Below are 13,031 nucleotides of genomic sequence, written 5' to 3' on the forward strand. Positions count from 1 at the left end.
CGCGCGGTGAACCTGAAACTGATCGTGCGCGAACGAACTAGCTGAAGCCGAGGGTCAGAAGGCGCCCTCTGGAAGCTCCATGATGCCCAGGTCCGTACCCTGCGTCACTTCCCGCTCAGCGGCGAGAAGCGGCAGGCGGTTGCTACAGAACCACCTCGCCGCGGCGACCTTGCCCGTGTAGAAATCGCGATCGGACGGTGACGGATCCCCAGCAAGAGCTGCCTGAGCGACCTCGGCCTGACGCACTAGCAGCCACCCGATGACGAGGTCTCCAGCCATCATCAGCAACCGCGTGGTGTTCAGCCCGACGAGGTTGATCTGCTGGATGTCTGTCTGCGAAGCCATGGCCCATTCGCCAAGCTTGCCTATGGTCAGCTGCACATCCTCCAAGGCGCTTCCAAGCAACTCCCGCTCGCGCGACAGCGAGTCCTGAGCGCCCCCGCCCTTGACCGTGTCGGTGATCTGGGACGCCAGGTGGAATACGGCCTTGAACTGGTCGCGGACCATCTTGCGGAAGAAGAAGTCCAGGCCTTGGATAGCCGTGGTTCCCTCATAGAGGGTGTCGATCTTCGCGTCACGGATGTACTGCTCGATCGGGTAGTCCTGCAAGTATCCGGATCCACCCAGAGTCTGCAGGGATACCGCCAGCAGCTCATAGGACCGCTCCGAACCCACGCCTTTGACGATCGGCAGTAGCAGGTCATTCATCCGCTCTGCCAGGTCCACGTCGATGTCGGCCTCGCCAAGTCGCGCGGCGCTGATCTGGTCCTGCCACGTCGCCGTGTACTGAACGAGCGCCCGCATGCCCTCGGCATAGGACTTCTGCAGCATCAAGGAACGCCGCACGTCCGGATGGTTGATGATCGTCACGCGAGGTGCGGTCTTGTCCAGCATCTCCGCCAGCTTGGCTCCCTGGACCCTCTGCTCCGCGTACTCAAGACAGTTCAGGTAGCCGGTGCTAAGGGTCGCGATCGCCTTCGTGCCGACCATCATCCGCGCGTATTCGATGACCTGGAACATCTGGGCTATGCCCCGATGCACGTCACCAACGAGGTACCCGATAGCGGGCTCCTTGTCGCCAAACGTCAACTCGCACGTCGTCGATACCTTCAGGCCCATCTTCTTCTCGAGGTTGGTCGCGTAGACGCCGTTGCGCTCGCCCAACTCACCGGTCTCGAGGTCAAACAGGAACTTGGGCACGACGAACAGGCTCAGCCCCTTCGTTCCGGGTCCGCCAGCACCTTCGACTCCCTCTGGCCTCGCCAGCACCAAGTGGATGATGTTCTCCGACAGGTCATGCTCGCCCGACGTGATGAAGCGCTTCACGCCTTCAATCCGGTAGGTCCCGTCGTCGTTCAGGAAGGCCTTCGCCCTGCCCGCACCGACATCGGACCCGGCATCCGGCTCAGTGAGCACCATCGTGGCGCCCCAGCCCAGGTCCACCATCAGTGATGCCATGTGCTTCTGCTGCTCGTTGCCGAGCGCGTGAAGGATCGCGGCGAATCCAGGCCCCGACATGAACATGAACGCGGGCGGGTTGCTGCCTAGGATCAGCTCAGCCACAGCCCAGCGCAGGCTTGGGGGTGACGCGATACCTCCGAGCTCTTCGGGAAGCTCAAGGCGCCAGCCCTCGGCGTCCATCAATGCCCGGTAAGCCGCCTTGAACTCGTCGGGCATCGTGACCGAGCAATCCTTTGGGTCATAGACAGGCGGGTTGCGGTCACAGCTCGCGAAGCAATCGGACAGAGGGCCGCGGGCCAGCTCGTCGGCCTGATGCAGGAACTCTTTGGCGATGTCGACGTCAACGTCCTCGAAAACGCCCTTACCCAGACGGTCATCAACGCCGAAGACCTCGAAGAGGTTGAACTCGAGGTCGCGCAGGTTGCTCTTGTAATGACTCATGCGCTATCTCCCCTTGATCCAAACATGTGCCCCCCAGGCACCAACTCGGGCAGCGGCCCGATGCCGCAGGTTACCCACCAGTAACCCAATGATGATACCCGCTGGCAGATGGCGCAAGGCCATGGCACGTGCTCTGCGTCGCAACTTCGTCACAGGGTTGCGCGGATTAGCACGGTATCTTCGGCGAGGCGGGGGGATGGGAGTGTCGATGCGCGAGCACGTCACGTCGGCTGACCCGCGAAGTAGCACCCGGCGGCAGTGGATCGGGTTCGGGTTCCTCGCCCTGGCGCTGTTCATGATCGCTGTGGACTTGTCGGTCACCGCGGTCGCGGTGCCATCCATCGTTGCCGACCTGGGGATCTCCGCCGATGACGCCAGCCTCGTGATGACGGTCTACCTGGTCGTGGCGTCATCATTCATCGTCTTGATGGGCAAGGTGTCGGACTTGGTTGGGGCCAAGAAGGCCTTCCTCACGGGTGCGATCGTGTTCGCAGTTGGTTCGCTGGTCACGGGCGCGGCGCCGACATTCAGTGTCCTGATCCTGGGCCGCGTGATCCAGGGAGTGGTCGTGGCTGTGGCCATCCCGGCGTCACTTTCCCTGCTGAACCAAGAGTTCCCTAGCGGCAAGGCGCGGGTTCTGGCGTTCTCGATCTGGACTGCGGTCATCGGGTCAGCAACAGCCCTGGGGCCACTCATCGGCGGACTGCTGGCCACGTACGAGTCCTGGCGTTGGGCGTTCTTCATCAACATCCCGATCATGGTCGTGGCCGCGATCGGCGCGGGCATCGCGGTCAGACCGGTGGCGGTCACGCTCAAGGAGAAGGGATTCGATGCCGTCGGCGCGGTCCTGCTGGTCGCAGCGGTCGCCCTCATCACGTTCGGACTTCAGGAGGCAACCGATCTGGGCTGGTGGACGGCGAAGCGTGACACTTTGCTGGGCGCTTCCATCCCCTGGCCTTTCGACATCTCCGCCACGCCGATCATGCTCATACTCGGCGCCGGGCTGCTGGCCGTGTTCGTGATTCTGGAGAAGCACCGCGCCCGCAGGGCGTTGGGCGTAGTGCTGGAACTGAAGCTGTTCAAGGTCAAGAGCTTCACCTGGGGAACCTCGGCGGCAGCGTTCATGACAGCCGCCGTCTTCGGTCTGCTGCTGTTGATCCCGCTCTACTGCCAATTCATCCTTGAAGCCAACCCGCTCGGAGCTGGGGTCACACTCGCGCCGCTGGGCATCGGGATGGCGTTCGGCGGACCGATCGTTTCCAGGCTCAACTGGCCGCTGCGCAAGACGGTCCTGATCATGCTGATCATCCAGCCCATTACCACGCTGGGGCTGATACCTCTCATCCAGCCTGGCGGAGAAGGATGGTGGCTGGCGCCAGTTCTGGTCGTGGACGGATTCGCCTGGGGCGCCGCCTACTCCATCCTCGTGTCCATGCTCCTGGCGGACGTTCCGAAGTCCCTGTCGGGTGTCGCCGGTGGCACCCAGACAGCCGCCAGGCTCCTGGCGGGCGCGATCGGCAGCGCGATCCTGACCACAATCCTCCTGGGCTCTGTTGTGGCACAAATGAGCAGTGTCTCTGGGTCTGGGCTCACGGCCAAGGAGAAAGCCGAGGTCACCCAGCTCTTCCAGTTCTCGTCTCAGCTGCATCAACCGACTACCGACTCAGGGCACACAGTCCACACGCTGAGGACCGTGGCACCTTTCCATCAGGTGATCCAGGACACGAAGGACAACATGAGCGCCGGCGTCCGCTTCGCGCTGCTAGTGGCCGCCTTCCTGTCATTCCTGGGCTTCCTCTGCGGCCTGAAGCTCGACGCCGACGAAAAGGCCTGACCCTGCCCACGACTCGACTCAGCAAGCCCGTACTAGATACGGTCTAAGTTCGCCGCGTCCGAAGGTAGTTGATGCCCGCGTGAAGAAAACGAAAGGGTCGGCCACCTCCCCAGGCGATTGCGCCGCGCGTCCTGACACGGACCAAGCCTGCGCCCCACCCAGCCGCGCATCGGCGGGTGAAGGTGCACCCAGGCGACAGTGGATCGGCTTCGGCTTCCTGCTCCTCGCGATGCTCATCACTGTCCTGGACGCCTCAGCCGCATCCATAGCCGTGCCATCAATCGCTGCCGATCTGAAGATCTCCGCCGGGCCCGCCAGCCTCCTGATGACTGTGCAACTCGTCGTGGCCTCGTCTCTCATCATCCTCATGGGCAAGGTGTCGGATCTGATCGGGGCCAAGAAGGTCTTCCTCCTAGGCGCAGGATTGTTCACAGTGGGCTCGTTGATCACGAGCGTCGCGCCCAACTTCGGTGTCCTGATGCTGGGCCGCGTGGTCCAAGGACTGGTCGTAGCCCTCGTGACCCCGGCGATCCTGTCATTGATGAATCACGAGTTCCCCTGCGGTCGCCCGCGAGCACTCGCCTTCTCGATTCGGACCGCCGTGATCGGGTCGGGTCTCACTCTCGGGTTGCTGATCAGCGGCCTCTTGTCCACCTACGCGTCGTGGCGATGGATCTTCCTAATGAATATCCCGTTCATGGTTACCGCAGCGATCGGTGCCGGCGTTTCGGTCAGGCCGGTCACAGTGAAGCTGAAGGAAAAGGGTTTCGATATCGCCGGGTCGATCCTGCTCGTGCTGTCCGCCATTCTCATAACCTTCGGGCTGCAGGAGGCAACTGATCTGGGCTGGTGGACAGCGAAACCTGACGCGTTGGTCGGCGGCGTGGTTCCGTGGCCGTTCAGCGCCTCGGTGACACCATTCATGCTGATTCTGGGCGTTGTATTGCTACTCCTGTTCGTGTTGGTCGAGAAGGATCGCGCCCGCCGGGCGAAAAGCGCGGTGCTGGATTTCAAGCTCTTCGCGGTGAGGAGTTTCACCTGGGGGACCTCGGCCGCAGCGCTGATGGCCACCCCCGTTTTCGCCATCCCGCTTCTTATCGCCCTCTACGGCCAGTACATCCTCGGCCTCGACCCGCTGGGGACGGGTGCGATGGTCGTGCCGCTGGGCATCGGCGTCTCCGCCGGAGGGCCGATCCTGTCCAGGGTCAACTGGCCACCGCACACAACACTCCTGATCACGCTGATCATCCAGCCCATCGCCTTGCTGGGGTTGCTGCCGCTCGTGCAACCAGACGGACAGGCCTGGTGGCTGGCCCTAGTCCTCGCTGTGTACGGATTCGCCTGGGGCGCCGCCTACTCGATCCTCGTGTCGACGCTCCTGGCTGATGTTCCCCAGTCCCTCTCAGGTGTCGCCGCCGGCACTCAGTCGGCCTTCCGGAAGCTGGCGTCAGCGATCGCCGTCGCGGCCCTTACCACGATCCTGTTGGGCTCCGTGATGGAGGAAATGAGCGGCGTCTCGGAATCTGAGCTGACCGCCAAGGAGAAGTCTGAGATAACCCAGCTCTACGAATTCTCGCCCCAGGTGCATCCGCCGACCACCGATTCGGGGCAGACCGTCCACACGCTGAGGACTGCGGAGCCTTTCGATCGTGTGATCCAAGAGACTGAGGACAACATGAGCGCCGGCGTCCGCTTCGCGCTCCTGGGGGCCGCCTTCCTGTCATTCCTGGGCTTCCTCTGCGGCCTGAAGCTCGACTCCGACGAGAAGGCCTGACGCTGCCGCCGATCTGAGCTACCCCAGGTTCAGGTTTAGGCCCACCGCAGGCGGGCACACTCGTCGAAACGGCCGCTCCGGCCAAAGGCACCAGTTACGGATGGACGCACCCGTTGCAACGGGCGCGTCTGTACCTCAACGGGCGCGTTTGTCAGGAACGGCCGCTAACTCCGAAGGGGGAAACTGGTGATTCCTGTCGATGGCCATTTCTCTGTCAAGCCTCGGCTGATGTGGCGCAAGGTCGTTGCGATACCGACCTCCATGCTCACCGTCGCCTTTTTCGTCGTTAGCACCGTGGTCGCAGCCCCGGCAGCCCCGGCGGCGCAGGCTGCCCCGGCAGCCACCAAGGCCGCAGACTCCGGCAAGAAGTCCTGCACCATCGTGGGCACACCCGGCAACGACCGGATCCGTGGGACAAAGCACCGCGACGTGATCTGCGGCCTCGGCGGTCGAGACATCATCAAGGGCCTGGGCGGGAACGACGTGATCCGCGGCGGCGCCGGTAACGATGTCCTCAAGGGTGGTCGGGGCGCCGATTCGCTCGAGGGCGGCCGTGGAGCCGACCAGCTTAGCGGCGGCGACCGCGCGGACGATCTTGACGGCGGACCCGGCGACGACCTCCTCGACGGGGACGAGGGCGGCGACGACATCGACGGGGGCTCCGGAGATGACGTCTGCTACATGGACCCAGCCGACACTCAAGCGTCATGTCGTTACGACGAGAAGGCGCCGGTATTCAACCTCGTGTCAGTCCCCGAGTCCGTATCCCCGAAGAGGGACCGTGGCCGGTTCGAGATCAGATTCAGAGTCTCGGACGACACACGCCTGTCGCGGTACGAGATACCGCAGGTCTCTCTGAATAGCAGAGCAACCAACTTCCCTCTCATGTCGGTGTCGCTCCAGTCCGGTGACCGACACTCGGGCGTCTGGAAAGCGACTGGCGTCGTGGAGCAGGACACAGCGGAGCTGCCCCTGAAGCTCGAGATTTCCGCGACGGACGAGATGGGCCGGCTCGGTCGCGCCGAATACCCAGACCTCATCCGAGTGGAGGACGGCGCCGCTCTTGAGTACGAGCCACCCGAACTGGTCTCCGCGTCGGTCTCTGGTGACACCGACGGCGTTCTAGATGTCCGCAGCTCGTCGAAGACCCTGACTATCGTCATGAGGGTCAAGGACGCCGGAGCCGGCGTCGATCCAATCGGGGTTCACCCGTCTGCCGAATGGGACGGAATGGGGCACCAGGGCGACTCGCGACGCGTGTCCGGAGATTCGCACGACGGGGTATACCGACAGGATTTCGATATCCCCAAGGACTCCCGTTCAGGGACCCTCTACTTCAAGGTGTATCTGAAGGATCGCCATGGCAACCTCACTGTCGTAGAACTCCTCAATCGCAAGATCCGCCTACTCGGAGTTGAACCGGGAACACATGTCCCGGAGCTGGACAGTATTCGGATCTCGCCACAGCGAATCGCCACACTGAACAACAGCGCCTTGGTCGACGTTGAGTACACCGCCCACGACGCGGACGGCGAAGCGTTCACTCCCGGGGTCTACATGTCGACGTGGGACGGCGAGGCCTTCTGGAACCCGGAATCAATCGAGAGGATTTCCGGAACCGCCTCCAACGGAACCTGGCGTGTGCGGTTCCGCATTCCGCGAGGAACACCGCCTGGGAAACTCGCGGTCACGTGGACCGTCCACCAGTCGGGCAAGTACGTGTACCTAGCTTCTCCCGGCTTCCCCGGGTACGCAGACTTCACGCCACAGCAACTCGGAGGACAGCCCGGGTACGTTGAAGTGATCGACGAACGGTAGCCGTCGGCTCCACGACACACCTCTGCCCCATAGGGCAAGATGGGGCCATGCCTTCGTCTCCCGGACCGTTGGGGGTCCCCTCCCCCCCTTCGCGGGGGGACCCCCAACGAAGTGGGGGAGGGACCGCGCCCGAACCGGCCGAAGAGACCGCCTCGAACCTGAACTCCGTCACCCCGGTCTCGCCGCCCATGTTCAGCATCCCGACGACTCGGACGGTCTTGAAGGCTGGCTGGGTAACCGGGGTCACGTCAACGATCGTGTGCCTGTGCATCCGCGCGCTCGCGTGGATCTTCCGCGTACCGTTTGAGGTCAAGCCGCTAGTGGGGTCCGGCCCGCTTCAGTCGGTGCCGTGGCTCCTGGTATTCGCGGTACCGCTCGCTGCCGGGATGATCGTCTCGCTAGTCGCGGCGATCTTCCTGGGGGTGCGTCGGGCCGCTGGCTGGGTGACGACACTGGGAACCCTGGCGTTCCTCGGACTCGTCTATCTGGCGCTGTCCCAACCGCCCGCCGTGCTTTGGTCAACCAGGATTTGGCTAGCGGTCATGATCGTTCTTACGTGGCTAATCGTTGTGCCGCAGGTGGCGCGAGTGGTCGGGGACGGCGATCCGAAGCTCGCCGCTGCCTATCGGACGTTGCCCTCGCCGGAAGTCACGCCGGGCGCCTGAGACTCTCCCCACCCCAGCGTGGGGAACACTCGGCCGGTGTCCTCGCCAGTCTCGTACACCACCGAGGGCGAACCGACGATCTGGCTATCGGGAGCCCCGACGACGGAGTTGTCCTTCTCGGGATAGTCGATCTGGCTCAGAACCCAGCGCATGGCCTCCACCCGGCCACGCTTCTTGTCGTTGCTGCGCACAACGGTCCACGGTGCGTGCTCGGTGTTCGTGTACCAGAACATCGCCTCTTTGGCTTCCGTGAACGCCTCCCAGCGGTCCAGTGACGCTAGGTCCATGGGGCTGAGCTTCCACTGACGCACCGGGTCGATGCGCCGGATCGTGAACCGCGTGACCTGCTCCTTGCGGGACACCGAGAACCAGAACTTGATCAGTATGATTCCGGTCCTGACGAGCATCCGCTCGAACTCTGGCACCTGCCTCATGAACTCCTCATACTGCCCGTCCGTGCAGAAGCCCATGACGCGCTCGACGCCAGCCCGGTTGTACCAGGAGCGGTCGAACAGAACGATCTCGCCGGCGCTGGGAAGGTGCTTCGAGTACCTCTGGAAATACCACTGTCCACGCTCACGCTCGCTTGGCTTGTCGAGCGCCACTACAGTGGCGCCGCGCGGATTCAGATGCTCCATGAAGCGCTTGATTGTGCCGCCCTTGCCGGCGGCGTCGCGGCCTTCGAACACCAGGCACAGGCGCTGCCCGCTCTCCTTGATCCACGACTGCATCTTCAGCAGTTCGATCTGCAGCAGCCGCTTGGAGTACTCATACTCGCGCCGGGTCATCCGCTCCTCGTATGGGTAGCCCTCGCGCCAGGTATCGATGGGTGTCCCATCCGGCCCAATGAGGATGGGATCGTCCACCTCGTCCCAAGTCCCAGCGACGGAAAGGCCGCGCTCGGTGAACTCATCATCCTCAAGGTCCTGCAACGAAGCGATGATGTCGTGCAGATCCATCACGGCTTCGATGTCGAGGTAATGATGCGGCAAGACGCCTCCCGCTGCCAGGCAAGTCGTATCTCATTGTCAATCCTCGCCGCCTTGCGGCCCGGATACCTGTTCTGCGCGAAACCGGTCCGCTTTGCACACTCTGATGCCCGCTGGATAAGGCAAGGCTTACCTGTGGTGATAGCCTTCTCCTATGCCACTGCCAGCTTCACTCGATCAAGTGCCGATCGGCCAAAGTTGCAGCATCCGCCCCAATCCACACATGCACGACCGCGTCGTTCGGCGCCTGGCCGTGATGGGTCTGCCTCCGGGAACCCTTGTCCAAGTCATCGCCCACGCCACGTCGGGAGCCCGGATTCTCGGCATCGGAGCCAGTCGGCTCGCGATCGACTCACAGGTGGCAAAACAGCTGGAGGTTGATCTCGTCGGCGGAGGACCCGCGTGAAGTCCACGATGCTGAGCAAGTCCTGCGGTTGCGAATCCGCCAGCGACACGCTCGTCCTCGATGACACCGCGACCATTGGGCTTCTTGGGAATCCGAACTCGGGCAAGTCAACGCTTTTCAACGCGATGACCGGGGCCCAGCGAAGCGTCGGCAACTGGCCAGGCACGACAGTTGAGATCGGTCGAGGTTCTGCCAAGCTGCCCGGAGGACACAAGGTCCGCGTTCTCGACCTGCCGGGCGCCTACAGCCTGGACGCGCACGCTCCCGACGAAGAGCTCACCCGGGACCTCATACTCACGTCGGAACGCCCTGAGCTTGTCGTCATTCTCGTCGACGCCACGAGTCTCGAACGCGGGCTGTTCCTGGTCTCGGAGCTTCGCGAGCACAGGTGCCGCCTGTTGGTCGTGGTGACCATGACCGACGTCGCGGCGAAGCGTGGCTTGACCATCGACACAGACGCGTTGGCAGTCAAGATCGGTGTCCCGGTCGTCGCCATCGACCCGCGGCGTCGCGAGGAAGCCGGGCCGTTGATGGATGCCGCCGAAGCGGCTCTGCTCGCCACGCTCCCCGAGGACCTGCCTGCTGGACCTGCCGACGAGGATCCGCTCGCGCGTGAAGAGCGGCGATTCGCGTGGATCCAAGACGCCGCCAGAGCCGCCATGGTGAGCCCTGAGACCGCGCGGGTGACCTGGTCGGACCGCGTCGACCGCATTGTCACCGCTCCGGTACTCGGGATGTTCGTCTTCCTCGCCGTGATGTGGCTGATCTTCCAGGCGACCACGACACTCGCGGTCCCGCTGCAAGACGCGCTGGACTCCTATGTAGTCGTGCCGGCATCGGACTTGACCCAGCAGGGGTTTGACGCCGTCGGACTAGGCGCCAGCCCCGTCGCTGGGTTCCTCGTCAACGGACTCATCGCCGGTGTCGGGACCGTGCTGACGTTCGTACCCCTCATGGCGATCATGTTCGTGCTGCTAGCGCTGCTTGAGGACTCCGGATACCTGGCCCGCGCCGCCATGGTGACCGACAGGCTGATGAGGCGGATCGGGCTGCCCGGCAAGGCCTTCATCCCCCTCATCGTCGGATTCGGATGCAATGTCCCAGCTATCTCGGGTGTGCGTGTGCTGTCGGACGCCAAACACCGACTGCTCACGGCGTTGCTGATTCCGTTCACGTCATGCTCGGCCCGGCTGACTGTCTACGTGATGGTCGCCGCGGCCTTCTTCGGCTCCAACGCGGGAACCGTTGTGTTCCTCATGTACGTGATCTCTGTGGTTCTGATCGTCCTGGTGGGCTACGCCCTCCGCAAGACCCTGATTCGCGCCATGGGATCCGAGCCTTTGATCATCGATCTGCCCGCCTATCACCGCCCGACGTTGCGGCTCGTCTGGTCCGTGACGTGGGTACGGCTGCGCGCGTTCCTGAAGACCGCCTCGGGCATCATCGTCACTACTGTCATCGTTGTCTGGGTCTTGTCGAGCGTTCCCGCCGTTGCCGGGTACTCGTTCGCCGACGTACCAGTACAGGACAGCGCCTACGCGAGGGCCGCGGACACTGTGGCGCCCGTGTTCGCGCCAGCGGGATTCGGGGAGTGGCACGCGGCAAGCGCCCTGATGACGGGATTCGTCGCCAAGGAAGCTGTGATCTCGTCGTGGGCGCAGACCTACTCAGTGACCGAGCCGGAGGACCCCGCGGATCCGGGCACCCTGGGCGACCAGGTCCGCGCCAGTTTCGACGCCTCGTCCGGGGGTCACGGGAGTGCGGCGGCCCTAGCGTTCCTCGTCTTCCTGCTCGCCTACACGCCGTGCATGGCGACAGTGGGTACCCAGCGCCGAGAGATCGGCTGGCGCTGGACGCTCACGGGAATGGCGATTCAGCTCGCCGTCGCCTGGACATTGGCCGTCGCGGTCTTCCAGATCGCGCGCGCGATCGGATCATGATGGCCCCTGCCGCGACCCTGTCCGACGTGCTCGATGCCGCAGCTGCCGGCAGCACGTCGGTGGGAGAGATCGCTCGGAGGACGGGTCTGTCGGCCTCGATGGTCCGAGTAGCGCTCGACCGGCTTTCCGCCCTGCGCATGCTCCAGTGCGATGAGCTTCCGACCGGCTGTCCAGCCTCGGGTTGCTCCGAGTGCCCAGCGGCGGGCATCAACGCGGGAGAGTGCCCCAGCGACCCCATCGGTCGGACCACTGCCTGCTTCAGCGTCGCCAGCGTCTTACCGACCATTTCGGGTCGATCGCGCGAGCGGGAATCGGTGCGCGAGGGGGGAGTTGAACCCCCACGCCCTTGCGGGCACACGGACCTGAACCGTGCGCGTCTGCCTATTCCGCCACTCGCGCGCGACGCCTGAACGCCGCCAGAAGACTAGCATCGCCAAAGCTGTCCCGAAGATCCCCGCAGCGAGGGCATCCCCCGATAGCATCACGCCTAGCGACCGCCCAAACGCCGGATCTGGAAAGGGAGGTGCCGATGGGGTTGCTGGAGAGCTTCGAGCAGCGCCTCGACCAGATGGTCAACGGGACTTTCGCCAAGGCATTCCCGGACGTAGTCGAACCAGTGGAGCTGGCTACGGGGATCCAGAAGGAGATGGACACCAGAGCCGCGATCGTCGGTCGAGGTCGCACAGTCGTGCCCAACGTGTTCAACATCGATCTGGCCACAGAAGACCTGGCTCGCTTGGACGTTCTTACCGATGAGATGCGCGCCGAGTTGGCCCTCGTCGCCCGGCAATACGCGGCCGAGCAAAGATACACGTTCCTCGGAGCGGTGGATGTCCGGTTTCGCGAAGAGTCGAGTCTGACAAAGGGAGTCTTCAGGATTCACAGCCAAGCCGAAGCGGACGCGGGCGAGGCCCCCAAGCCACAGCCACCGATCACCCCAAGGGACGCGACGGGGCATCCCAGGCTCGTCATAGGGACAGCCTCCTACCCACTCACGCGCAGCCACACCCGAATCGGGCGCGGCACTGGCGCGGACATCCAGATCGACGACACCGGGGTTAGCCGGGCGCACGCTGAGATCATCCTGGGTCTGCCGGTGATCATCCGTGACCTCGGGTCGACGAACGGCACTCTGGTGGACGGAAGGAGCGTGGCCGAGTCGCCCCTCCACAACGGAGCCCACATTCAAGTGGGATCTACGGTGATCACCTATAGGGAAATGTGATGTCCGAACTGGCACTGACCCTGTTGCGACTCGGCTTCCTCGTCCTGCTGTGGGTAGGAGTGCTGACCACGCTCAGCGTTCTGAGGCGCGACCTGCGAGCCCCACGGGAGGCACGGCCCGCCGCGTTGGCCGGCGGGGGCGCGATCCCAGTCACTCCACAACCCGCCCGGCGCGCGAGGTCGGGCCGGGCATCACGGATCGTGGTCACCGAGGGCGCCCTGGCCGGGACGGTTGTCCCATTGGGCGGAGCCACTGTGACGATTGGGCGGGCGCAGGACTGCACCCTGGTCCTGGATGACGATTACGCGTCCAACAAGCACTGCCAGATCTACTCATCCAGTGGGGAATGGGTCGTGGAAGACCTCAACTCCACTAACGGAACGTGGCTTGAGAAGACCCGGATAACCCGTCCAACCGTCTTGCACATGGGCGTTCCCCTGCGCATAGGGCGCACGGTCATGCAGCTGCGGAAGTAGCC

At 63.9% G+C, this 13,031-nt stretch carries 10 protein-coding genes and 1 tRNA gene; 8 read left to right on the plus strand and 3 right to left on the minus strand.

The annotated features are described in order from the left end of the window. Window positions 1-54: 54 nt before the first annotated feature. A complete protein-coding gene (locus Q8P38_06385; GenBank protein MDP4014230.1) occupies window positions 55-1,902 on the minus strand; it encodes an acyl-CoA dehydrogenase in 1,848 nt (615 codons plus the stop codon). A 208-nt stretch (window positions 1,903-2,110) separates the two neighbouring features. On the opposite strand from Q8P38_06385, the gene Q8P38_06390 reads away from it, so the two are divergent. The 4 genes from Q8P38_06390 to Q8P38_06405 all read left to right on the plus strand — a co-directional run bounded on the left by Q8P38_06390 (window position 2,111) and on the right by Q8P38_06405 (window position 7,993). Further along, complete coding sequence (locus Q8P38_06390) at window positions 2,111-3,736, plus strand: MFS transporter (GenBank protein ID MDP4014231.1); 1,626 nt, start codon at window positions 2,111-2,113, stop codon at window positions 3,734-3,736. Between the two features lie 79 nt (window positions 3,737-3,815). Further along, window positions 3,816-5,510 (plus strand): MFS transporter, encoded by a 1,695-nt coding sequence (locus Q8P38_06395; protein MDP4014232.1) that lies wholly within the window; start codon window positions 3,816-3,818, stop codon window positions 5,508-5,510. A gap of 228 nt (window positions 5,511-5,738) precedes the next feature. After that, window positions 5,739-7,328, plus strand: a complete 1,590-nt coding sequence (locus tag Q8P38_06400) for a calcium-binding protein (GenBank protein MDP4014233.1) — start codon at window positions 5,739-5,741, stop codon at window positions 7,326-7,328. Between the two features lie 188 nt (window positions 7,329-7,516). Continuing rightward, on the plus strand, window positions 7,517-7,993 hold the full coding sequence (locus Q8P38_06405; protein MDP4014234.1) for a hypothetical protein: 477 nt from the start codon (window positions 7,517-7,519) through the stop codon (window positions 7,991-7,993). Here Q8P38_06405 and ppk2 read toward each other — a convergent pair. Continuing rightward, window positions 7,951-8,985 (minus strand): polyphosphate kinase 2, encoded by a 1,035-nt coding sequence (gene ppk2 / locus Q8P38_06410; protein ID MDP4014235.1) that lies wholly within the window; start codon window positions 8,983-8,985, stop codon window positions 7,951-7,953. The two genes, Q8P38_06405 and ppk2, sit on opposite strands and share 43 nt — an antisense overlap. 151 nt (window positions 8,986-9,136) lie before the next feature. Between ppk2 and Q8P38_06415 the strand changes: the two genes are divergently transcribed. Together Q8P38_06415 and feoB are read left to right on the plus strand one after the other, a co-directional pair. Further along, a complete protein-coding gene (locus tag Q8P38_06415; protein MDP4014236.1) occupies window positions 9,137-9,388 on the plus strand; it encodes a ferrous iron transport protein A in 252 nt (83 codons plus the stop codon). Continuing rightward, the gene (gene feoB / locus Q8P38_06420; GenBank protein ID MDP4014237.1) at window positions 9,385-11,328 is read left to right on the plus strand and encodes a ferrous iron transport protein B; all 1,944 of its coding nucleotides are present in this window, start codon (window positions 9,385-9,387) and stop codon (window positions 11,326-11,328) included. Before Q8P38_06415 ends, feoB begins: the two co-directional genes overlap by 4 nt. A 315-nt stretch (window positions 11,329-11,643) precedes the next feature. Here feoB and Q8P38_06425 read toward each other — a convergent pair. Next, a tRNA-Leu gene (locus Q8P38_06425) sits at window positions 11,644-11,727 on the minus strand. A gap of 130 nt (window positions 11,728-11,857) precedes the next feature. Here Q8P38_06425 and Q8P38_06430 point away from each other — a divergent pair. Beyond that, a complete protein-coding gene (locus Q8P38_06430; GenBank protein ID MDP4014238.1) occupies window positions 11,858-12,553 on the plus strand; it encodes a DUF3662 and FHA domain-containing protein in 696 nt (231 codons plus the stop codon). Then, window positions 12,553-13,029: an FHA domain-containing protein gene (locus Q8P38_06435; protein ID MDP4014239.1), complete on the plus strand. Its 477-nt coding sequence runs from the start codon at window positions 12,553-12,555 to the stop codon at window positions 13,027-13,029. Before Q8P38_06430 ends, Q8P38_06435 begins: the two co-directional genes overlap by 1 nt. The last annotated feature ends 2 nt before the right edge of the window (window positions 13,030-13,031 follow it).

The organism is Candidatus Nanopelagicales bacterium (genome assembly GCA_030700225.1).
Taxonomy (GTDB): domain Bacteria; phylum Actinomycetota; class Actinomycetes; order S36-B12.